Origin of the sequence: Octadecabacter ascidiaceicola, assembly GCF_900185015.1 — a bacterium.
In the GTDB taxonomy this organism is placed as follows: domain Bacteria; phylum Pseudomonadota; class Alphaproteobacteria; order Rhodobacterales; family Rhodobacteraceae; genus Octadecabacter; species Octadecabacter ascidiaceicola.
Genome location: NZ_FXYD01000002.1, coordinates 230902 through 252240, shown reverse-complemented (window position 1 = coordinate 252240; position 21339 = coordinate 230902). Strand labels below are relative to the sequence as shown.

Genomic DNA, 21339 nt, shown 5'->3' with positions numbered 1-21339 from the left:
TGAGTGCCAAAAATCAGAAAGACAGTTCACTCGGCGCGCTAACTCTCGATATACTGGACCAAAGACCCGCCTTAAAATCAAGTCAATTGGAGTGTCACATGTCAAAAAACACAGCTTCGCACCTTCGTGCCGAAATCGACAAGGCATACTTACGTGAAGAAACTGACGCCGTGAACGCGCTTGTCACCGCGGCCAAGCTTTCAGATGCGGATCGCGCTTCAATCGCGGCGAGCGGGGCCGACCTCGTTCGTGACATCCGCGCCGCCTCCGATCCGGGCTTGATGGAGGTCTTCCTCGCGGAATATGGGCTGTCCACAGATGAAGGCATCGCCCTGATGTGTTTGGCCGAAGCCCTGCTGCGCGTGCCGGACGCCGACACCATTGATGCCTTGATCGAAGACAAGATCGCGCCGTCGGACTGGGGCACACACCTTGGCAAATCCGCGTCCTCTTTGGTTAACGCCTCCACTTGGGCACTGATGCTAACGGGGCGCGTGTTGGATGACGAAAAACCAGGGCTAACCCGCCACCTGCGCTCTGCCGTCAAACGTCTTGGCGAACCGGTTATCCGTACCGCCGTTGGCCGCGCTATGCGTGAAATGGGCCGTCAGTTTGTCCTCGGTGAAGACATCAACAAGGCGATGAAACGCGCCGCTGGAATGGAGGCCATCGGCTTCACCTATTCCTACGACATGCTCGGCGAAGCGGCCCGCACCGAGAAAGACGCCAAACACTACCACCTCGCATATTCTCGTGCGATTTCATCTATTTCGGATGCCTGCACCCATGACACCGTGGCCGAAAACCCCGGCATTTCCGTCAAACTCTCCGCCCTGCACCCCCGCTACGAAGAAGCCCAGCGCGACCGCGTCATGGCAGACCTCGTCCCACGTCTTCGCTCCCTCGCGATGCTTGCGAAATCCGCTGGCCAAGGCTTCAACGTCGACGCCGAAGAGGCCGACCGCCTCTCGCTTTCACTCGATGTGATTGAAGCCGTCGTCTCCGATCCTGCCCTTTCAGGCTGGGACGGTTTCGGTGTCGTCGTGCAGGCCTTCGGGCAACGTGCGGGCTACGTCATCGACTGGCTAAACGACCTCGCCATTCGCACAGATCGCAAACTGATGGTGCGCCTCGTAAAAGGTGCCTATTGGGACGCGGAGATCAAACGTGCACAGGTCCTTGGGCTTGATGGCTTCCCTGTGTTCACCTCAAAATCCCACACCGATGTCAGCTACATCGCCAATGCCCGCAAACTGTTGGGCATGACCGACCGCATCTATCCGCAGTTCGCCACCCATAACGCCCACACCGTCGCGGCGATCCTGCACATAGCAAAAGACATGGGCGTCAACGCCAATGAATACGAATTCCAACGGCTGCACGGAATGGGCGAAACGCTCCATAAGCTCGTGCTGAACGCCAACAAAACCCGCTGCCGTATCTACGCCCCTGTCGGCGCCCACGAAGACCTGCTCGCCTACCTCGTGCGCCGCCTGCTTGAAAACGGCGCCAACAGCAGTTTCGTGAACCAAATCGTCGATGAAGACGTCGCGCCAGAAGTCGTCGCAGCTGATCCGTTCAAGGACATCGGTGCAACGCCAAACCTGCCCAAAGGCCCCGCCCTGTTCGCGCCCCACCGCGCCAACGCCAAAGGCTGGGACATCACCCACCGCCCGACTTTAGACGAGATTGATCAGGGGCGAACACCGTTTCTCAACCATCTTTGGGCCGCAGCCCCGTTGTCGTCCGCACGCGGCAACGATGCGACTTCTAGTCCCCGCGCCGTCCTCAATCCCGTAAACAAAAAGGACACCGTTGGGCAAATCACATGGGCTTCGCCCGCGGACGCGACGGCCGCAATCGAAGCTGCCAAACCATGGGGTGCGCCCGTGAAAGATCGTGCAGACGTGCTGCGCCGCGTCGCTGCGGCCTATGAAAACAACGCCGAAGAACTCTTCGCGATGCTGCATCGTGAAGCGGGCAAAACAATGCTTGATGCCGTTGGTGAAATTCGTGAAGCCGTTGATTTCCTACATTATTACGCGACTGAAGCGGAACAACGCTCCCCAACCGCGCGCGGCATCTGGACCTGCATTTCACCGTGGAACTTCCCACTGGCGATCTTCACAGGACAAATTTCAGCAGCGCTTGCCGCTGGAAACGCCGTTCTTGCAAAACCCGCCGAGCAAACCGGCCTGATCGCACATCGCGCGGTTCAAATCATGTATGAAGTCGGCGTTCCAACAGATGTCCTTCACCTCCTGCCCGGGGGCGGCGATATCGGTGCGGCGCTTACCTCTGATCCGCGCATAAACGGCGTCGCCTTTACAGGCTCCACGCCCACCGCGCTAAAAATCCGCGCAAGCATGGCCGACCACTGCGCCCCCGGCACGCCGCTTATTGCGGAAACGGGTGGCTTAAATGCTATGATCGTGGATTCGACCGCTCTGCCCGAACACGCCGTGCGCGACATCGTGCAATCGGCGTTCCAATCGGCGGGCCAACGCTGTTCGGCCCTGCGGTGCCTCTACCTGCAAGAAGACATCGCCGACAAAGTCATCGACATGCTCAAAGGTGCGATGAACGAGCTACACTTGGGCGATCCGTGGCACCTGTCCACCGATGTTGGCCCCGTCATTGACGAAGCCGCGCGCAAAAGCATCCAAGACCACATAGATACCGCCGCCGCAGAGGGTCGCGTGCTGCATGCCTTGCCCGTGCCGGACATCGGCACCTTCGTCGCGCCGACAGCGATCAAGGTGAACGGCATCGCCGACCTCACCCGTGAAATCTTCGGCCCTGTTCTGCACATTGCAACCTATAAATCCCAAGACCTCGACAAGATCATCGCGGATATCAACGCCACGGGCTACGGGCTGACGTTTGGCCTGCACACCCGCATTGATGACCGCGTGCAGCAAGTGGTTGAGGACATCAACGCAGGAAATATCTACGTCAACCGCAACCAAATTGGCGCAGTCGTTGGCAGCCAACCCTTTGGCGGTGAAGGGCTTTCTGGCACTGGCCCCAAGGCTGGCGGCCCAATGTATATGCCACGTTTCGCGGCGTCCGTTGACTATCCAGACATCCCCCCAGCCCCGGTTGACTTGCCCGGTCCAACGGGTGAATCCAACCGCCTATCGACCCATCCGCGTGGCGCGATCCTGTGCCTCGGGCCAGACAAACAGGCGCAAGCGGACAGGGTTTTGGACCTTGGCGGAATCCCGATGGTCCATGATGACGACGTCACCGACGACGAACTACAATCCATGACATTCGCCGCTGTCGTCTGGCAAGGAGACGTCGAAACCGCGCGGCGCATAGAACGCGCACTCGCCCAACGCACGGGCGCAATTGTTCCGCTGATCACCGAACCGCTCAACGAAGGCCACGTCCTGCACGAACGCCACATCTGCATCGACACAACGGCGGCAGGCGGCAACGCAGCACTTTTGGCCGAAGTCGGCGGTTGATCCGCGAAATATGCTTGACCGTCCGCCCCCATTCGCGGACGGTCAGGCATGTTTCCAATTCGCGATCACAACCCGTCCGAGAAAACCCCTTATGTGACCTTCGCCCTGATTGGGCTGAACGTCTTGGTCTTTGCATGGCAATACGGCGTTCTTACCAGCGTCACGGCCAGCAATCAGTTCCTCATTGATTACGCCTTCTGGCCTGTACAGTTTGAAAATGGCGCGGGTAACCTCGGCTTTTTCACGCACATGTTCCTGCACGGCGGCTTCATGCACCTTGCTGGTAACATGCTGTTTTTGTGGATATTTGGCGACAACATGGAAGAAGAGCTGGGGCATCTCCCGTTCTTGGGGTTCTATATCCTCAGCGGGTTTGCTGCAGCCTATCTGCAATACCTTCCCAACCCGAGCAGCGCCATTCCGATGGTGGGCGCATCCGGCGCGATCGCTGGCGTTATGGGGGGCTATCTGTTGCTGTTCCCGAAGGCCCGCGTTGATGTGTTGTTGTTCTTCATCATCATCGTGCGCATCATCCCGATCCCCTCCTTTATCGTGCTTGGCATCTGGATGGCGCTTCAAGTCTTCAACGGGCTGGGCAGTGACTTACAGGGCGGCGGCACAGCATATTGGGCCCATGTCGGCGGCTTTATCGCGGGCTTTGTGATGACCATTCCAATCTGGCTACGCCGCGGATCAACCCGCTATTGGGACCGCACCGAAGGCCACCCGCCCCACCCTGAGGCAACCTACACCCGCTCTAACATTCCCGTAATTCGGAGGAACCGATGACCAAAGTCACCTGTCATTGCGGCGCAGTTGAGCTGCGCGTCACCCTGTCAGACGGGCTAAACACTGCGCGGCGCTGTGATTGCTCATTCTGTCGACGTCGCGGCGCGGCTGCCGTCAGCGTGAATGTCGGCGACCTCGAAGTTGTCAAAGGCGCGGATAACCTGACGCTCTATAGCTTTGGCACCAACACCGCCAAGCACCACTTCTGTAAGACCTGCGGGATCTATACGCATCACCAGCGACGTTCAAATCCCAATGAGTACGGGGTAAACATGGGCGGCATAGACGGCGTGAACCCTGCCGAACATGAACCGATCGTCTGGAACGATGGTGTCAATCACCCTTCAGACCGGAAGGCATAAGATGATCAAACTGGATGCCGTCGCAGTGTCTTCAACGGACATGGCCAAAACGGTCGCGTTTTACAAACTTCTGGGGTTTGAATTCCCCGAGGTTGGCCCTGACGACCAACACGTCGAACCCATAACCAAACCTGGCGAAGTGCGCTTGATGATCGACACGGCGGAACTCATGGAACAGCTTACTGGGCACGCACCAACACCGCCCAACCATTCCAGTTTTGCAATGCTGTGTGACACCCCCGCCGAAGTGAACGCAGTTGCCGCCGCCCTAAAAGACGCCGGACACATTCTTACGGTTGAACCTTGGGATGCGTTCTGGGGCCAGCGCTACGCCACGGTCAAAGACCCTGACGGCTACCAGATTGATATCTTCGCTGAACTTTAAGTCGGTTTAGCGTTAGGAAGACTTAGAGCGGATCACCTTTGAGAACTTCTCAAAAATCGGTTCAGCCGCACAGATGACCTCACCGGATTCAAGGATGTCATTGGCAGGGTTGATGGATTCAACCATACCACCCGCCTCACGCACGATGATCAGGCCCGCAGCCATATCCCATGCATGCAAACGGCGTTCCCAGAAACCATCGTAACGACCTGCGGCCACATAGGCCAAATCAAGCGATGCGGTCCCCCAGCGACGCACACCGGCGCATGTTGGCAAAATCCGTGCAAGGTCTTGCAAAGTCTCTGGCAAATCCGTGCGCCCAGCAAACGGCAATCCGGTTGCAAAAACGCTCTCGATCATTCGGGTACGGCCAGAAACACGCAGGCGCTTTTCGTTCATCCACGCGCCTTCGCCCTTTTCCGCAAAGAACAGCTCGTCCTTCATCGGGTCATAAATGACGCCAATCACGATCTGTCCTTTGTGCTCAAGCGCAATTGAAACAGCCCAGTGCGGCAGACCGTGCAAGTAGTTCGTTGTGCCATCCAGCGGGTCAACGATCCAGCGGCGGGTTGGGTCTGTGCCCTCGATCTCGGTGCCTTCTTCGCCGACAAAACCATAGGTCGGGCGGGCTTCCATCAGTGCCTCTTTGATGAGGTATTCCGCGTTGCGATCCGCGCGCGTCACAAAGTCGCCTGGGCCCTTTGTGGACACCTGAAGGTTCTCAACTTCGCCGAAGTCTTTTAGCAACGCTCGCCCCGCGCGGCGGGCTGTCTTCATCATCACATTGAGGTTTGCACTGGCAACCATGTCGATCTCCTTTGTGCGTTGACCAAAAATCGGCACCGCATCAGTTCTGGGGGCGTATAGGGGCTGCGTCATTTACGAACAAGGGGGGTGATTGCGCAACTTAAATGCAATTCGAGCACTATCTAAAACCTTCACGCTATGTTTGTGTGATCTTAGCGCGATAGATGCTCATTGGACCGTTATGCTAAGACTAATAATACAACAAAACCGGATGCATTTCGCGACAATCACAGCGACCGTAACGCGTGACAACCCTCTGCAAATCATATCCATCCTGTTTTTATGTGCTGTTTGTTTTCACTTTGGCTACACGACAATCGCGCTGTTTACAGGCGTTTGGATGATTGTTTCCAAGATTTGCACGTATAGGTTGTTTAGGGGGCTTCAGCCGTTTGACCAGTTTTCCAAGGACCACGTGCTTTTGGTTCTCATGGTTTTGTTTTTTGTCAATTCATTGATCTATGTCGCCCCTGCAGTGCTTCTTGCGTCCGAACCCTCGCTTGCGATGAAACTGACGGCCACGCTATGGCTAATCGGGGTACAAGTGTACATCGTTAACACATGGTCTCGCGTCCCGACGATTGCGTACACGATGCTCATCCCTGTTCTTTTTCTTATGGTGGTTGCGTCATTCAGATTGCCGACATCGGAACCTATGGCGTCACCGCTCAGCCATTGGAGCGTCACTTTCGCGTTCATGGTAATCTTCATTTATACGACGATCGACACAATGCGCAGGCAATTGGCAACCGAGGCGGCCCTTCTTAACGCGGAACACACAGCGACAACTCGGCTTTCTCAACTTGAAGAGTCCCAACGCACCGATGCGTTGACTGGCCTCCTCAACAGACCCGCGTTCGATGTCGCATTACATGTTATGCTCGAAGATCGCACCCACGGCGACAATGAAGTTGCCGTTCTTCTTGTCGATCTCGACAGCTTCAAACCTATCAATGACACCTATAGTCATGAAGCTGGTGACAAAGTCCTGAGTGAAATCGCAACGCGTTTGCAAGTTCAGGTCGGCGATATGGGAATTGTCGGGCGCCTCGGTGGCGACGAATTTATCTGCGCTGTGTTTGTTGATGAAGAGGTGGATGTTTTCAAACTCGCCAAAGACATGTGCAAGAACATCGCGCTCCCCATTTTGTGGAACGAGCGCATGCTGAAAGTCACTGCAAGTATAGGCATCTCAAAAACGGGTGAGTCCTTACAAGCACCGCTCGCAACCGTTCCCGCCCTTTGTTCCGCAGCCGATCAGGCTATGTTCGCCGCCAAGTCATCGCCCAACCGAGTGCCCGTTCTATATGAGGCAGACCAATTCGCGCCGCGCCTTACGGCAGATCAGAAACAAGCGCTTGTCGATAGCATCACGAATGAAACTGTACGCCCATATTACCAACCCAAGATTCACTTACAAACAGGCCAGATCATCGGGTTCGAAGCGCTCGCACGTTGGGACGACCCAAGTGACGGCATCCGAACTCCGCCCGATTTTTTGTTCCATATCAATGACCTTGGGTTGCAAGGCGACTTCATGATCTGCATTGCGACGCAGGTGTTTCGCGACGTTGAAGCACTATTAAACCTTGGCCTAAATCCCGGCCAAGTCTCCTTGAACGTCCCCGAATCCGCCCTTGCCACCCATTCAGGCCGCAAGGACCTTGAACGCATCGTCACTGCGCGACCTGCTGTGGCCAAACACATCACTTTTGAGATCACCGAAGACGTTTTCATCGCGCGCGCCGCAGATACCATTCAAGCGTCCATCAAAACATTCCACGATCTTGGTGTGCGTATTTCACTGGACGACTTCGGCACAGGCTTCGCATCGTTCCACCACCTGCGTCAGCTGGATTTCGATGAGCTTAAAATCGATACAAGTTTCGTTTCAGATCTCGGCCATGACACAACTGCAGAGGTCCTCGTGCGTGGGTTCCTTGATATCGCATCCGGCCTCGGAGTCAGCGTGATCGCAGAAGGTGTCGAAACGGAAGCCCAGAGCCAACAGTTAATCAATATGGGCTGCATGGTCGCACAAGGTTTCCTCTATAGCGCCGCCCTCCCCCTTAGCGATGCGATCGAATTCCTCAAAAAGCAACGAACCGCCTAAGATCTTTGCAGTTTTACGGCCTCCTGGCGTGCGTGTCGCACCAGATGGGCAACATAGGGCAATTCGGCTTCATCATCACGAACGGCCGCAAATAGACGGCGGGTAAGCCCCGGTTTCGTCAAAGGACGCGTAACAAAGTCAGACCCGTACGATGCCTGCCGTACAACCCAATCGGGCAACACCGAGACCCCGCGCCCAGATGCCACCAGCAGTAAAATCACCGCCGTCAACTCAACCTGCCGAACCTCCGCGGGCTGCACGTTTGCAGGCGTCAAAAGTTGTGAAAACACATCCAACCGCGCGCGTTCGACCGGATATGTAATCAAGGTTTCCCCGCGAAAATCTTCCGCATCGATATAGGCTTTGTTCGCAAGCGGGTGATTGGTCGCCGCCACAAAAACAGGTTCATAATCAAACAACGGCAGGAACGTTATTCCCGGGATGTCCTCCGGATCAGAGGACACCACAAGATCAACCTGCTGTTTTTGCAAGGCCGGTATCGCATCGAACGCCAATCCCGGCCGAATATCCACATCCACGTCTGGCCACGCCTTACGAAACCCTTCCAACACCGGAAACAACCATTCAAAACAGGCATGACACTCAATCGCGATATGCATGCGCCCCGCATGACCTTGCACCAGCCCCGAAAACTCGGCCTCCAATGCCGCGACCTCCGGCAAGATCCGGTCCGCGGCCGCCAACAACCGCTTCCCAGCCGCCGACAGCTTCAACGGCTTTGATCGGCGCACAAACAATTCCACCCCGGCCTGATCCTCAATCCCTTTAATCTGATGGCTCAACGCCGACTGCGTAATCCCCAAACTGTCTGCCGCACGCGCCAAGCCACCCATCTCATGGATGGCCTTAATCGTGCGCAGATGGCGAAACTCGATATGCATACCTGAATCAACTTCATGATGTTCGTGAAAGTTATGAATTTGCCTCATGTAGTCCAAAAGCAGATAAGGATGCAACCTTACGGAGCACGTCCAAATGTCCAGCCCAGCCATTTCATTCGAATTTTTCCCGCCAAAATCAGTGCAGGCCTCCTTCCGCCTTCGCGATTGCGTGCAAACCTTGGCACCGCTGGACCCGACCTTCGTTTCCGTAACCTACGGCGCAGGCGGTACGACCCGTACCCTCACCCATGAAGCGGTAGATGCGCTTGTGAAAACCAGTGACCTCAACGTTGCCGCGCACCTGACTTGTGTGGATGCAACACGCGATGAAACGCTCACTATCGCGCGCGACTACAAAGCCGCAGGCGTAAACCACATCGTGGCCCTGCGCGGCGATCCGCCAAAAGGCGCTTCCAGCTTTCACCCCCACCCCGAAGGCTTTGACGGCGCAATCGACCTCACTCGCGCCTTGGCCAACGAGGGTTTCGAAGTCACGGTCGGCGCCTACCCGGAAACCCACCCCACTGCGACCAGCCAACAGGCCTGCATTGACCACCTCAAAACCAAAATCGACGCAGGCGCCACCCGCGCCATCACCCAGTTTTTCTTTGAGGCAGACATATTCCTACGGTTCCGCGACGCCTGCGCGGATGCCGGCATCACCGCGCCAATCATCCCAGGCATCCTACCCATCGAGAACTGGACCGGCGTGCAAAAATTCGCCACCAGCTGCGGCGCAAACATCCCGCAAGTCCTGCAAGACGCCTTTGCCAAAGCGACAGATCCAGAAACATTCGACCTTCTGGCCACCGCACAAGCAACCGAACTCTGCGATGACCTTCTAACCCAAGGCGTCGACCATTTGCACTTCTACACATTGAACAAACCAGAACTCACGCGTGATATCTGCCACGCCCTTGGCGTCACCCCGAAACAAACCCTTCAGAACGTGGCATAATCCTCCACTTTCTTTGGCTCAAAAATACTCAAATCCACCCGATCAAAACGCTCAGGCCCCCAAACATTGCGGGCTCACGCCAGCCAAGCATCCCAAACAAAAATGCACACAAGCCCCGCTTGTGTTCAGTTGGGAACGGCGAATTTGGTGTCATTGGGGTGGCGCTCTGCAACGCTCGGGTGGAATGTCTCTGACGGATCGCGCCCGACCACACGGGATTTGCGCACCAGAAACAACTTCGACCAACCGCGCCAACTTCCCGTAGACGGCGCCGTCGCATCGGTCGGAAACCGCGTTGCCCAGTCGCTCGGCAGGGGCACCCCACACATCTCAAGCCGTTCCAACATCCAAACGAGAGACAGGTTCGCCAAAGGGCGCGCTGCTTCATTTCCGCCAAGCTGCCCACCAACGTCGCCATGGGTACCAGGAAACCAAACCTGCTCCATGCGTCCCTGCCATCCAGGCGGGCACGCCCAAAGCACGGGCGCATAGGCCTCGCGGGTTTCATCCAACGCGAGCGCATGAAACCCGTTCTTAATAGACGCACCCAAGGCGTGGTTATGAAACTGATGCTCAACCGCTGACCAACGCCACAAGAACGGCAATCGAACCCCGAGAGCTTTTACGGTGTCCCAAACGGCCACGGCCTCAATCTCAACGGCCGAATGGCAATGGCGCTTGCGAAACGCCTGCGCCGCCACCCCGCGCCCGCCTCTGCGATAGTGGCGATAGGCCAATTGAACATTGCGTTCAGTGGCCCAGTCAGTTTTCACCAACCCAACAAGATCAATCACCCCCGCAAGGGATCGTGCCGCATAAGCCCCACGGGAATATCCAGCCAAAACAATGCGATCCCCCTCGCGGTAGCGCGTCGCCAGCACGCCATACGCGCGTTTGATCTGGCGGTTGATCCCACGCCCCTGCATCACATCCAACGTCGCGCCCCAGTCTTTCCACTGGATCCCCGGTTCATAATAAATGGTCAGGTTCGCCCCAAGCTTGGCTGTGCCGCTGGCTTCTTGCAGTAGTTTATATAGCTGGCCCGCATGGGTCTCTTCGCCGCCAAGCAAGGACGACATCGTCCCATCCAGAATGATAACATGGGTCGCCTGCCCGCGCTTACGAACGCCAGCCGTTTCGTGCTGACGCCCGCGTCCGAAAATACTTTTGATCCAGTTTGTCAGCGCCATCTAGCGCCCTTTCTCATGCAAAGAAGGATGTCTCTCATGAGGCCATCATCAACCTGAAAGCTTTCAATATCGTAACGGGCGGTCTGCATACCTAGAACCCTAATCGCTCTAGGCTGCTGGTCTAGCCCCAATGTGTGAAATGACGAAGGGTTGTTTACGCCGTCATTTCGCAGACTCCACTCAATTGCCAGCGATCACACAACGCGCCACACTACGAACATCAACAGCCCTATTCAGAAAGCCACGCCATGGACCACGTCAAGTTTACCCAGATGAAAGACGGTGACGCAGAAGACTACGCCTTTCTGACCGAACACGAGATCGCCTACACCAAAGGCACCGCAGACCGCCTGCTCGGCGCGCTCGTCAGCCTTGATGAAAGCCTGTCCGGCTACCAGATCAGCCGCCTCGGGCATTCCTTGCAGGCCGCAACCCGTGCCGAGCAAGACAACGCAGACATCGACTGGATCGTTGCGGCCCTGCTTCACGACATCGGCGACATCTTTGCGCCCTACAATCACGACGAATACGCCGCCAGCATCCTGCGCCCGTTTGTGCGTGAACAAGTCACATGGGTCGTCGAAAAACACGGCGATTTCCAACTGGCCTATTACGGCAACCACGTCGGCGCTGACCCCGACAAACGAAACACCTACGCGGGCCACCCCTATTTCGACGACTGCGCGACCTTCTGCGAACGCTGGGACCAAAACTCGTTTGACCCCGCCTATACCCACAAACCCATCGAACACTTCGCCCCGATGGTGCGCGACGTCTTCGCCCGCGAACCCTACGATCCCACCGTGATCCGCACCGGCGAACGCGAGCCCTTGTTTTTGTAACTGCCACCTTCCCCTTTGCCCTGTGTTTGAGTATCCCTCGCCCAACAGATGAAAAGGGCGCATCCCATGCCAATGGAAAAGAAATTCGACGCACGCGAGGCCGAGGCCCGCATCACCGACCGCTGGCTGTCTAACGACGCGTTCAAGGCGGGCGCAAATGCCAAACGTGACGACACCTATTGCGTGATGATCCCGCCCCCGAACGTCACGGGCGTTCTGCACATGGGCCACGCCTTCAACAACACGCTGCAGGACATTCTGGTCCGCTGGCACCGCATGCGCGGTTTTGACACCCTTTGGCAGCCGGGCACGGACCACGCAGGCATCGCCACGCAGATGGTCGTGGAACGCCAACTCGCCGAAACCCAGCAACCCAAACGCGTCGAACTGGGCCGCGAAAAGTTCCTCGAAAAGGTCTGGGACTGGAAGGCTGAATCCGGCGGCCAGATCATCAACCAACTCAAACGCCTCGGCGCGTCTTGCGATTGGTCCCGCGAAGCCTTCACCATGTCCGGCGCCCCCGGTGCCCCCGCCGATGCGCAAGGCAACTTCCACGACGCCGTGATCAAAGTCTTCGTTGAGATGTACAACAAAGGCCTGATCTATCGCGGCAAACGCCTCGTCAACTGGGACCCGCATTTCGAAACCGCGATCTCCGATCTTGAGGTTGAGAACATCGAAACCGACGGCCATATGTGGCACTTCAAATACCCGCTCGCGGGTGGCGCGACTTATGAGTACGTCGAGAAGGATGAAGACGGAAATGTAATACTTAGCGAAACGCGTAACTATATCTCAATCGCGACCACACGCCCCGAAACCATGCTCGGTGACGGCGCTGTCGCGGTGAACCCACGGGATGAACGTTACACGCCAATCATCGGAAAACTATGCGAAATTCCGGTTGGCCCAAAAGAATTCCGCCGTCTTATTCCGATCATCACCGATGATTACCCAGACATGGAATTCGGCTCCGGTGCCGTAAAAATCACCGGTGCGCACGACTTCAACGACTACATGGTCGCCAAGCGCGGCGGCATCCCGATGTACTCCCTCATGGACACCAAAGGCGCGATGCGTGCCGACGGAAAGCCCTACGTTGAGGAAGCTGCAACAGCCCAAGCCATCGCCAATGGCGAGCAAGAATTCGATGAGGCAATGATCGCCGCGATGAACCTTGTGCCCGAAGCCTACCGCGGCATGGATCGCTTTGAAGCACGTGAAGCGGTTATCGCTGACATCACCGCCGAAGGCCTCGCCGTGATGCACGAGGTCACCCGCACCGTTAAGAATGACGACGGCGAAAAGGTGGAAATCACTGAGACCGTCCCAATGGTCGAGAACAAGAAAATCATGCAGCCGTTTGGCGACCGCTCAAAGGTCGTTATCGAACCCATGCTGACGGACCAATGGTTCGTTGAAACCGACAAAATCGTGAAACCCGCACTGGATGCTGTCCGCGACGGCACGGTCAAAATCCTGCCTGAGAGCGGCGAGAAAACATACTACCACTGGCTCGAAAACATCGAGCCTTGGTGCATCTCCCGTCAACTGTGGTGGGGCCACCAGATTCCGGTTTGGTTCTCTCCGAGCATTGGCGTTGATGGAAAGCTCTCGGCTTCAGCCGTCCAAATTAGTTGCTCCAGCGAAGATGAAGCTCTGAAACTGTCTATCGAGAATTCAATAGACAACTCATCAGCAATTTTAATCGACGCGGCTCATTGTACTATGGCCTCATTCGAAGAATACCATAATACAAATCCATACGGTTCCGATGAGTTGATATCGGAGACAGAGGGTTTTGGCAAAACAGCCAAGGTTTTCAAATCAGCAAAGGACGGGTCACTCTTCGCATCCGTACGATTAGATCGCGACCCCGACGTCCTCGACACATGGTTCTCCTCCGGCCTCTGGCCCATCGGCACCCTCGGCTGGCCCGAGGACACGCCTGAACTCGCCAAATACTTCCCAACATCCGACCTCATCACAGGTCAGGACATTCTGTTCTTCTGGGTCGCGCGAATGATGATGATGCAGCTGGCTGTCGTCGATCAAATCCCGTTCGACACCATCTACCTCCACGGCCTCGTGCGCGATGCCAAGGGTAAGAAGATGTCGAAATCCACGGGCAACGTCATCGACCCGCTCGACATCATCGACGAATACGGCGCCGACGCGCTGCGCTTCACCAATGCGGCGATGGCCTCTCTTGGCGGTGCCCTGAAACTCGACACACAGCGCATCGCAGGCTACCGAAACTTCGGCACCAAACTGTGGAACGCCTGCCGTTTCGCCGAAATGAACGGTGCCTTCGGGATGGATCGCGCCCATACCGGACCCATATCGGACCCATACCCAACCCATATCACCCAATCCGTTAACAAATGGATCATCGGAGAGACCACCCGCGCATTAACAGATGTTAACGCCGCCCTTGATACTTACCGCTTCAACGACGCCGCCGACACGCTGTATAAGTTCGTTTGGGGCAAGGTTTGCGATTGGTATGTAGAACTGTCCAAGCCGCTGTTGATGGACGGATCCGACGAAGAAAAGCAGGAAACTCAACGGGTTATGAACTGGGTATTGAATCAATGCCTGATCCTGATGCACCCGATCATGCCCTTCATCACCGAAGAACTCTGGGCGCTGGATGGCAATGAAACCCTGTTAACACATCAGGACTGGCCCGAATACGGCGCTGATTTGATTGATGACGCGGCAGACGCCGAGATGTCATGGGTCATTCAAGTCATTGAAAACATTCGCTCAACCCGCGCCCAGATGAACGTTCCAGCGGGGCTTTACGTGCCATTGATCCAGACAGAAGCGGACGACGCCGCCAAGACCGCGTGGGCCAACAACGAAGCCCTGATCAAACGTCTTGCACGGGTCGATGACCTGACCGTTGGGGATGCCCCAAAGGGTTCCATGATGGTCGGCACCAAGGGCGCGACATTCGCGTTGCCACTGGCCGACATCATCGACGTGGACGCGGAAAAAGCCCGCATTACCAAGTCCTTGGGTAAGGTCGAGAAAGAAGCAGGCGGACTGCGTGGACGCTTGGGTAATCCCAAATTCGCTGAAAACGCCACAGCAGAAGTCGTCGCCGAAGCCAAAGCCAACCTCGCCCTACGCGAAGAGGAAATTGCCCAGCTGACAGCGGCCTTGGCCCAACTTAACGAAATCTAAAAGGGCGGGTGGTCTAGTGGACCACCCGTTCCACCGCCCGCATCATGCCAAGCGATTTGTCGTAAACCAAAGTTAATATCCGACGGCCTGATCCAGACCTCGCCAAAGGCGCAACCCCACGTACGCCAATGGCCGCACCTGTCGTCGCTAAAAATCCACGTCTCGTGAGTTTGGGCATGTAAATGTCCTCCTCTAATATAGGTGGTCGTTGCGTTAACCCTTTTCAAAGGGGAACAGACACACCAAACTCCCCGCATGACCAATGACAATGCAAACGACCCACGCCTAACGCCCCTCGCGGCTTCCCTTCCTTCAACCGTTCCGTTTGTCGGACCTGAGGCGCAGGAACGCGCCAAAGGATCCCCCTTTAAGGCGCGTCTCGGGGCGAATGAAAACGTGTTTGGCCCGTCCCCATCTGCCATCCGCGCAATGCGCCAAGCGGCCAAAGACGTTTGGATGTATGCCGACCCGGAGAGCCACGACTTGCGCATGGCCCTAGCCGCACATCACGCTGTAAACCCTGATGAAATCGTCGTTGGAGCTGGGATTGACGGGCTGCTCGACAGCCTTGTGCGGCTAACAGTTACCACCGGCACACCGGTTGTGACCAGCGCGGGCGCCTATCCGACATTCAACTACCATGTGACAGGCTATGGCGGCGTGATCCACACCGTGAACTACACGGCTGATTTTGAGGACCCGGACCACCTTATCGCCAAGGCGCGTGAGGTCGGGGCGAAATTGATTTACCTGTCCAACCCTGACAACCCAATGGGTACGCACCACACCGGCGCTACCTTACAGCGCATGATTGAAAGCGTGCCGGAGGGCTGCCTTTTGGTGCTGGATGAGGCCTATCTAGAACTCGCCCCCAAAGGGGCCGCACCAGCGATTAACACCAAGGATAGCCGTGTTATCCGGTTGCGTACATTCTCTAAAGGGTACGGCATGGCCGGTACGCGGGTTGGCTATGCAATTGGGCATAAGTCATTGATTTCATCGTTTAATCGGGTGCGAAACCACTTCGGTATGGGCCGTATTTCACAAGTTGGCGCACTGGCCGCACTGGAGGATCAGGACTGGCTAAATGATGTCCGCGAAAAGGTCGAAGGCTCGCGTCAACGGCTTTACGAGATCGCCGAAGAGAACGGTTTGGAAGCAATTCCGTCAGCAACCAATTTCGTCGCGATCGATTGCGGAAAAGACGGAACGTTTGCACGCGCCGTCCTTACGGCGCTGGGTGATTTAGGTGTGTTTGTACGGATGCCGTTTGTCGCACCGCAAGACCGATGCATTCGAATTTCATGCGGCACACCCAAAGACATGACGCTGGTTGCCAAGGCCCTGCCCAAGGCATTGGCGCAAGCGAACGCCAGCACACAAAAGGTTTAGGTGATTTTTCAGCATTTGCGGTTAAGCTTACTGCGATATCTGCTGGAGATTGCTATGCGCCAATATCCAAAGCGCGTCGAAAACTACGCGAACGCCTTTTGGGTCACGTCTACCGTGATCTTGTTCATGGTGTTCTTCACGCTTGCGGCGACCTAAGGTTTCGTTTGGGTTTTGTTAGCCGCAGCACTGATCGACTTTGGCCTTCGCTTTGCCGCCGCACGCAGTGCCGCGCGCTCTGGCTAAATCCGCCAAGGTTTGGCTCGCAGCGTCCAATGCGCCTTTGCCGTGCGGGATGCCCAGCGCCTTTAGGCCTGCATCAATCGTCCCCAAAAAACCCAGCACCATATGACCATTTACATGGCCCATGTGCCCGAGACGGAAAAACGCGCTCGCCGGTGTGCGCCCTAGACCAATGCCCAACGTCACGCCCATTGTGTCTTCACACCATGCGCGAAGGGCATCCGCCTGCCCTTCCTCAAGGCTTAGGGATGTCACGGCGCGGGAACGTTCATCAGGGTTTGCAACGTTGATCTTCATGGGGCCTTCCACGCTCCACGCATCAATCGCGGCCCATATCGCTTGGGCCAGACCTTCATGGCGTGCCCAGACGTTTTCCATTCCCTCTTCGCTGATCATATCCAGCGCTTCGCGCAGCCCATAGATGTGGTGCGTTGGGGCCGTTCCATCAAAGAACTTCCAGTATTCATCCGCATCAATGCGCGGGCGCCAGTCCCAATAGCGCGACACTTTCGGGGTCTTTTCACGTACAGCATTTGCTTTGTCGTTAAACCAAACCAACCCAAGGCCAGGTGGCGTCATCAACCCTTTCTGGCAGGCAGATACGGTGATATCGACGCCCCAGTCATCCATGTAATATTCGTCGCAGCCAAGCGACGCGATGCAGTCACACATCAGCAATGCGTCATGTTCCGCCGCGGTCATCGCAGCGCGTATGCCTTTGATATCATTAAGAACACCTGTCGACGTATCCACCAAAACTGTCAGCACAGCCTTGATGCGCCCCTCTGTGTCAGCCTTTAGCACAGCCTCGACTTGGGCGAGGTCCACCGCATTGCTATTGCCAAAATCAATCGTCTCGACGGTGGCGCCAAGACCCTCGGCCATTTCGCCCCAGCCCACACAGAACCGCCCCGTTGCCAGAACCAATACCGTATCGCCAGCGCCGATCACGTTGGACAACGCCGCTTCCCACGCCGCATGGCCATTACCGATGTAAATGGCAACGTTATGCTGAGTTCCCGCCAGCGCCTTAAGGTCCGGAATGACGCTACGCGTCACCTCATGTAGCTCGCCGGTATAAATGTTGGGCGCAGCGCGATGCATGGCGCGCAACACGCGGTCCGGCATGACAGACGGGCCCGGTATCGCCAGATAGGTTAAGCCATTTGCAAACATCAGCACCGTCCTTATGTGATGGAATTAATGCGACATTAGCCAACGCCCGACGCGCGTCAATGCTCCCCTTTCGCAAACCCGCGTTTAAGCTTAGATGATACATATGCCTTGCACTTCGAGGCGCTGAAATGGACCAGTTGAATGCCGTCACAATCAAAGTCATCGACATATTCTAGCGCGCAAATGCTACGCTGGCTTTGGGTGAACTATCTAAGTGATTTCAAAGTCTGGCTGGCAATTGCTGTTATTCTCATGATGATTGAGGGCGCGACTTTCGGCTCTATCAGCTTTATGATGCAACCAATGTTTGACCGCGTTTTTGTAGGCGGTGAAGCGGGGAGCATTTGGACCGTCGGATTGGTCATTCTGGCGATCTTTCTTGTGCGCGCCGTTACCGCGTTGGTTCAAAACGTCATGATGAAATACATCTCTCAGCGAAGCGGCGAAAACCTGCGTTCTGACCTAATGGAACACATCATCGGGCTTGATACGGCTTATCATCAAACCCACCCCCCCGGACAAATGATCGAACGTGTGCAAGGTGATGTCGCATCCCTAAGCATGGTTTGGACGCAGCTGATCACGGGGCTCGCGCGGGACTTGGTCGCTTTGATCAGTTTGCTATCCGTCGCGTTTTGGATCGACTGGAAATGGATGATGATCGCGATGATCGGCATTCCGATCGTTGTCATTCCTGCCTTGACGCTTCGCACATTCGTACGCCGCAAAGCGATGGCCGCACGGGCTGTCTCAGCGGAAATTTCGACCCGTATGGACGAGGTGTTTCACGGTATTACCCAAGTCAAACTAAACAGCCTCGAAGCCTACCAAACCAACCGTTTCAACAAACTCTTGAAACGGCGCGTCGGGACAGAAGTCGAAGCAAAGTTCGGACAGGAGCTTTTGTCGGGGTCCGTTGATGTTATGGCTGGCGTTGGTTTCCTTGCGGTAATTGTTTTCGGGGGCTCCGAGATCATTGAGGGCGAGAAAACCGTCGGCCAGTTCATGGCGTTCTTCACTGCAATGGCGATCGCATTTGACCCACTGCGCCGCCTCGCCAAGATTTTCGGTACTTGGCAAACCGCCGCCGCCGCGATTGAACGGTTGTTGGATGTATTTGACACAAAGCCAACGCTGTTGTCCCCACAATCCCCAGCGGTCCCACCCTCCGCAGCGCCGGAAATCACTTTCAACGATGTCTCGCTCAGCTATGGCGACCTGCCCGTTTTGAACGGAACGACCTTTACCGCACAAGCTGGCCAAACCACCGCCCTTGTGGGGGCGTCCGGTGCCGGTAAAAGTACGCTGTTCAACGTCTTGACCCGCTTGGTTGAACCCCAAGACGGAAACGTTACGCTTAACGACACCCCCATCAACACGCTCGCGCTAACGGATCTGCGCAGCCTCGTCTCAACAGTTTCGCAGGACGCGGCATTGTTTGATGAAACCCTGCGTGAAAACATCCTGCTCGGGCGCGAGGAGGTAAGCGACGACGCCATTCAAACAACTCTCATGGACGCCCACGTCGCGGACTTCCTTGAGATGCTTCCTGACGGACTTGAAAGTGCCGCTGGTCCGCGCGGGTCCAACCTGTCGGGCGGCCAGCGCCAACGCGTCGCAATCGCGCGTGCATTGTTGCGCGACACGCCCATCTTGCTGTTAGACGAAGCTACCAGCGCGCTGGACACAAAGTCCGAGGCCATCGTGCAAAGCGCCCTCGACCGACTTGCCGAGGGGCGTACGACCCTCGTGATCGCTCACCGACTGTCCACGATCCAGAACGCGCACAAGATCGTTGTGATGGATAAGGGCAAGGTCGTTGATCAAGGCTCTCACGAAGATCTGCTGGCCCGTGGCGGGTTGTATGCTGACCTGTATCGCCTGCAGTTTCGCGACGGCAAGCAGGTGGTCGACAATGAAAACCGCCCGAAACGCACGTTGACCACCCCGAAATCACAAGATCGCCCACAATCTTGGTTTGCACGTCTGTTCAAACGAGGGCAGCGATCCTAAGTGGCAGATATGAACACACGCACCCTCCTGCGCCTCTCAGGGCCTGACGCCAATGACTTCCTGCAAGGGCTGATCACCAATGATGTGAGCAAAGCCAAAGATGGTCTTGTCTATGCGGCGCTGCTAACGCCACAGGGCAAATTCATCGCTGACTTCTTCGTTGCGACAGACGGTGATGCGCTCTTGATTGATGTCGCGGCGTCCCATGCCCCGACGCTCGCACAACGCCTCACGATGTACCGCTTGCGCGCCGACGTGCAGATCGAAGAAAGCCCGCTTGTGGTGTCGCGCGGCACGGGCCCTGCTCCAAACGGCAGCTTCCCTGATCCCCGCCATAGCGCCCTAGGGTGGCGTTTGTATAGTGATACGGACCAGTCAGATGACACCGATTGGGATCCTCTGCGTGTGGCGCACGTCATTCCTGAAACGGGAATTGAACTGACGCCAGACACATACATTCTTGAAGCCGGATTCGAGCGCCTAAACGGCATCGACTTTCGTAAAGGCTGTTATGTCGGCCAAGAAATCGCGGCCCGTATGAAACACAAAACCGAGCTGAAAAAGGGCCTCGCGCAGGTCTCCATTGAAGGCACGGCACCGATTGGCGCTGACATCACCGCAGATGGCAAACCCGCTGGCACGCTTTATACACAATCAAACGGGCTTGCTCTCGCCCATCTGCGCTTTGATCGTGCGACTGGTGAAATGCAAGCAGGCACGGCAACTCTCTATCGCACCTAACTCTGTCTTAGTCTTGTAAATATCCCTGCCGGAGGCGGCGTCAGCCTTTATGCGCGTTCTGAATATTCCATCGTTTCAGTATCAACGATGATATCCGTGTCCTGCCCAACAAATGGCGGCACCATAACCCGCACACCATTGTCCAGTATGGCTGGCTTGAATGAGTTCGCCGCAGTCTGGCCCTTAACAACAGGCTCGGTCTCAACAATTTTGCAGGTCACCTTTTGCGGCAGGCGCGCGTTTAGCGCTTCTTCTTCGTAAAATTCAACCACAGCAATCATGCCATCTTGCAAGAACGGGCGGCGGTCGCCGAGCAATTCGGCAGGCAGTTCGATCTGTTCGTAGGTTTCGGTGTCCATGAAAACCAACATCCCGTCGGTTTCATAAAGGAATTGTTGATCTTTCTGCTCCAGACGGACCTTCTCGACTTTGTCAGCGGACCGGAAGCGTTCGTTCAATTTGGACCCATTGCGCAGGTTACGCAACTCCACCTGCGCGAACGCACCACCCTTACCGGGTTTCACATGATCCGTCTTAACTGCGACCCAAAGGCCACCATTATGTTCAAGAACATTACCGATGCGGATTTCGTTGCCGTTGATTTTTGCCATGACTCAAATGTGTCCAAAAGTTGTCAAAAGGTTGAAGGAAAGTTGCCGATGCCTATATCTTGGGTTGGGTCACCGTGCAAGCCAACCAGATACTGTTTCCGGATCGGCCAAGGTATGCATAAACCGCATAGCTGCCATTCCAAATGAGGAACC

17 protein-coding genes are annotated in these 21339 nt (G+C 56.1%); 11 read left to right on the top strand and 6 right to left on the bottom strand.

The window, feature by feature from the left end; all coding sequences use genetic code 11:
* Positions 1-98: 98 nt before the first annotated feature.
* Genes putA through OCA8868_RS06605 form a run of 4 tightly spaced genes read left to right on the top strand, consistent with a single transcriptional unit; the run spans position 99 to position 5009 of the window.
* Positions 99-3473 (top strand): bifunctional proline dehydrogenase/L-glutamate gamma-semialdehyde dehydrogenase PutA, encoded by a 3375-nt coding sequence (gene putA, locus OCA8868_RS06620; protein WP_093995783.1) that lies wholly within the window; start codon positions 99-101, stop codon positions 3471-3473.
* A 48-nt stretch (positions 3474-3521) separates the two neighbouring features.
* Positions 3522-4262 (top strand): rhomboid family intramembrane serine protease, encoded by a 741-nt coding sequence (locus OCA8868_RS06615; RefSeq protein ID WP_093995782.1) that lies wholly within the window; start codon positions 3522-3524, stop codon positions 4260-4262.
* Positions 4259-4624: a GFA family protein gene (locus tag OCA8868_RS06610; protein ID WP_093995781.1), complete on the top strand. Its 366-nt coding sequence runs from the start codon at positions 4259-4261 to the stop codon at positions 4622-4624. The genes OCA8868_RS06615 and OCA8868_RS06610 overlap by 4 nt, the downstream gene beginning before the upstream one ends.
* A 1-nt stretch (position 4625) precedes the next feature.
* On the top strand, positions 4626-5009 hold the full coding sequence (locus tag OCA8868_RS06605; protein WP_093995780.1) for a VOC family protein: 384 nt from the start codon (positions 4626-4628) through the stop codon (positions 5007-5009).
* A 12-nt stretch (positions 5010-5021) separates the two neighbouring features.
* Here OCA8868_RS06605 and OCA8868_RS06600 read toward each other — a convergent pair whose 3' ends face one another.
* Positions 5022-5816: an inositol monophosphatase family protein gene (locus tag OCA8868_RS06600; RefSeq protein ID WP_093996180.1), complete on the bottom strand. Its 795-nt coding sequence runs from the start codon at positions 5814-5816 to the stop codon at positions 5022-5024.
* Positions 5817-6027: 211 nt separating this feature from the next.
* Between OCA8868_RS06600 and OCA8868_RS06595 the strand changes: the two genes are divergently transcribed.
* Entirely contained in the window at positions 6028-7929 is a 1902-nt protein-coding gene (locus OCA8868_RS06595) for a putative bifunctional diguanylate cyclase/phosphodiesterase (protein ID WP_179214802.1), read from the top strand.
* Here the strand turns inward: OCA8868_RS06595 and OCA8868_RS06590 are convergent.
* Positions 7926-8831: a LysR family transcriptional regulator gene (locus OCA8868_RS06590; RefSeq protein ID WP_093995778.1), complete on the bottom strand. Its 906-nt coding sequence runs from the start codon at positions 8829-8831 to the stop codon at positions 7926-7928. The genes OCA8868_RS06595 and OCA8868_RS06590 overlap by 4 nt on opposite strands.
* Before the next feature lie 94 nt (positions 8832-8925).
* On the opposite strand from OCA8868_RS06590, the gene metF reads away from it, so the two are divergent.
* Positions 8926-9789, top strand: a complete 864-nt coding sequence (gene metF, locus OCA8868_RS06585) for a methylenetetrahydrofolate reductase [NAD(P)H] (RefSeq protein ID WP_093995777.1) — start codon at positions 8926-8928, stop codon at positions 9787-9789.
* 125 nt (positions 9790-9914) lie between these two features.
* Here metF and OCA8868_RS06580 read toward each other — a convergent pair whose 3' ends face one another.
* Complete coding sequence (locus OCA8868_RS06580; RefSeq protein WP_093995776.1) at positions 9915-10979, bottom strand: T6SS phospholipase effector Tle1-like catalytic domain-containing protein; 1065 nt, start codon at positions 10977-10979, stop codon at positions 9915-9917.
* A 164-nt stretch (positions 10980-11143) separates the two neighbouring features.
* Here OCA8868_RS06580 and OCA8868_RS06575 point away from each other — a divergent pair, with 164 nt between their 5' ends.
* Positions 11144-11821, top strand: a complete 678-nt coding sequence (locus OCA8868_RS06575; protein ID WP_281253607.1) for an HD domain-containing protein — start codon at positions 11144-11146, stop codon at positions 11819-11821.
* Positions 11822-11887: 66 nt separating this feature from the next.
* Positions 11888-15013: a valine--tRNA ligase gene (locus OCA8868_RS06570; protein WP_093996179.1), complete on the top strand. Its 3126-nt coding sequence runs from the start codon at positions 11888-11890 to the stop codon at positions 15011-15013.
* A gap of 13 nt (positions 15014-15026) precedes the next feature.
* Here OCA8868_RS06570 and OCA8868_RS06565 read toward each other — a convergent pair whose 3' ends face one another.
* Positions 15027-15191, bottom strand: a complete 165-nt coding sequence (locus OCA8868_RS06565; protein ID WP_093995774.1) for a Tat pathway signal protein — start codon at positions 15189-15191, stop codon at positions 15027-15029.
* Positions 15192-15268: 77 nt separating this feature from the next.
* Between OCA8868_RS06565 and OCA8868_RS06560 the strand changes: the two genes are divergently transcribed.
* The gene (locus tag OCA8868_RS06560; RefSeq protein ID WP_093995773.1) at positions 15269-16405 is read left to right on the top strand and encodes a pyridoxal phosphate-dependent aminotransferase; all 1137 of its coding nucleotides are present in this window, start codon (positions 15269-15271) and stop codon (positions 16403-16405) included.
* Positions 16406-16579: 174 nt separating this feature from the next.
* Here the strand turns inward: OCA8868_RS06560 and OCA8868_RS06555 are convergent, their stop codons facing one another.
* Positions 16580-17821: a pyridoxal-phosphate-dependent aminotransferase family protein gene (locus tag OCA8868_RS06555; protein ID WP_093995772.1), complete on the bottom strand. Its 1242-nt coding sequence runs from the start codon at positions 17819-17821 to the stop codon at positions 16580-16582.
* Positions 17822-17962: 141 nt separating this feature from the next.
* Between OCA8868_RS06555 and OCA8868_RS06550 the strand changes: the two genes are divergently transcribed.
* Both OCA8868_RS06550 and ygfZ read left to right on the top strand, forming a co-directional pair.
* On the top strand, positions 17963-19834 hold the full coding sequence (locus OCA8868_RS06550; protein WP_093995771.1) for an ABC transporter ATP-binding protein: 1872 nt from the start codon (positions 17963-17965) through the stop codon (positions 19832-19834).
* Between the two features lie 9 nt (positions 19835-19843).
* On the top strand, positions 19844-20575 hold the full coding sequence (ygfZ, locus tag OCA8868_RS06545; protein WP_093996178.1) for a CAF17-like 4Fe-4S cluster assembly/insertion protein YgfZ: 732 nt from the start codon (positions 19844-19846) through the stop codon (positions 20573-20575).
* A 47-nt stretch (positions 20576-20622) separates the two neighbouring features.
* On the opposite strand, the gene efp is transcribed toward ygfZ, so the two are convergent.
* On the bottom strand, positions 20623-21186 hold the full coding sequence (gene efp / locus OCA8868_RS06540; RefSeq protein ID WP_093995770.1) for an elongation factor P: 564 nt from the start codon (positions 21184-21186) through the stop codon (positions 20623-20625).
* Between the last annotated feature and the right edge of the window lie 153 nt (positions 21187-21339).

Bases quoted from the DNA above. Each gene is read 5' to 3' on its own strand.
- OCA8868_RS06565 (WP_093995774.1), bottom strand. From the start codon at position 15,191: ATGCCCAAACTCACGAGACGTGGATTTTTAGCGACGACAGGTGCGGCC.
- efp (WP_093995770.1), bottom strand. From the start codon at position 21,186: ATGGCAAAAATCAACGGCAACGAAATCCGCATCGGTAATGTTCTTGAA.
- OCA8868_RS06550 (WP_093995771.1), top strand. From the start codon at position 17,963: ATGCCGTCACAATCAAAGTCATCGACATATTCTAGCGCGCAAATGCTA.
- OCA8868_RS06605 (WP_093995780.1), top strand. From the start codon at position 4,626: ATGATCAAACTGGATGCCGTCGCAGTGTCTTCAACGGACATGGCCAAA.
- OCA8868_RS06590 (WP_093995778.1), bottom strand. From the start codon at position 8,831: ATGCATATCGAGTTTCGCCATCTGCGCACGATTAAGGCCATCCATGAG.
- OCA8868_RS06560 (WP_093995773.1), top strand. From the start codon at position 15,269: ATGACCAATGACAATGCAAACGACCCACGCCTAACGCCCCTCGCGGCT.
- OCA8868_RS06580 (WP_093995776.1), bottom strand. From the start codon at position 10,979: ATGGCGCTGACAAACTGGATCAAAAGTATTTTCGGACGCGGGCGTCAG.
- metF (WP_093995777.1), top strand. From the start codon at position 8,926: ATGTCCAGCCCAGCCATTTCATTCGAATTTTTCCCGCCAAAATCAGTG.
- OCA8868_RS06600 (WP_093996180.1), bottom strand. From the start codon at position 5,816: ATGGTTGCCAGTGCAAACCTCAATGTGATGATGAAGACAGCCCGCCGC.
- putA (WP_093995783.1), top strand. From the start codon at position 99: ATGTCAAAAAACACAGCTTCGCACCTTCGTGCCGAAATCGACAAGGCA.
- ygfZ (WP_093996178.1), top strand. From the start codon at position 19,844: ATGAACACACGCACCCTCCTGCGCCTCTCAGGGCCTGACGCCAATGAC.
- OCA8868_RS06610 (WP_093995781.1), top strand. From the start codon at position 4,259: ATGACCAAAGTCACCTGTCATTGCGGCGCAGTTGAGCTGCGCGTCACC.
- OCA8868_RS06555 (WP_093995772.1), bottom strand. From the start codon at position 17,821: ATGTTTGCAAATGGCTTAACCTATCTGGCGATACCGGGCCCGTCTGTC.
- OCA8868_RS06615 (WP_093995782.1), top strand. From the start codon at position 3,522: ATGTTTCCAATTCGCGATCACAACCCGTCCGAGAAAACCCCTTATGTG.
- OCA8868_RS06570 (WP_093996179.1), top strand. From the start codon at position 11,888: ATGCCAATGGAAAAGAAATTCGACGCACGCGAGGCCGAGGCCCGCATC.
- OCA8868_RS06595 (WP_179214802.1), top strand. From the start codon at position 6,028: ATGCATTTCGCGACAATCACAGCGACCGTAACGCGTGACAACCCTCTG.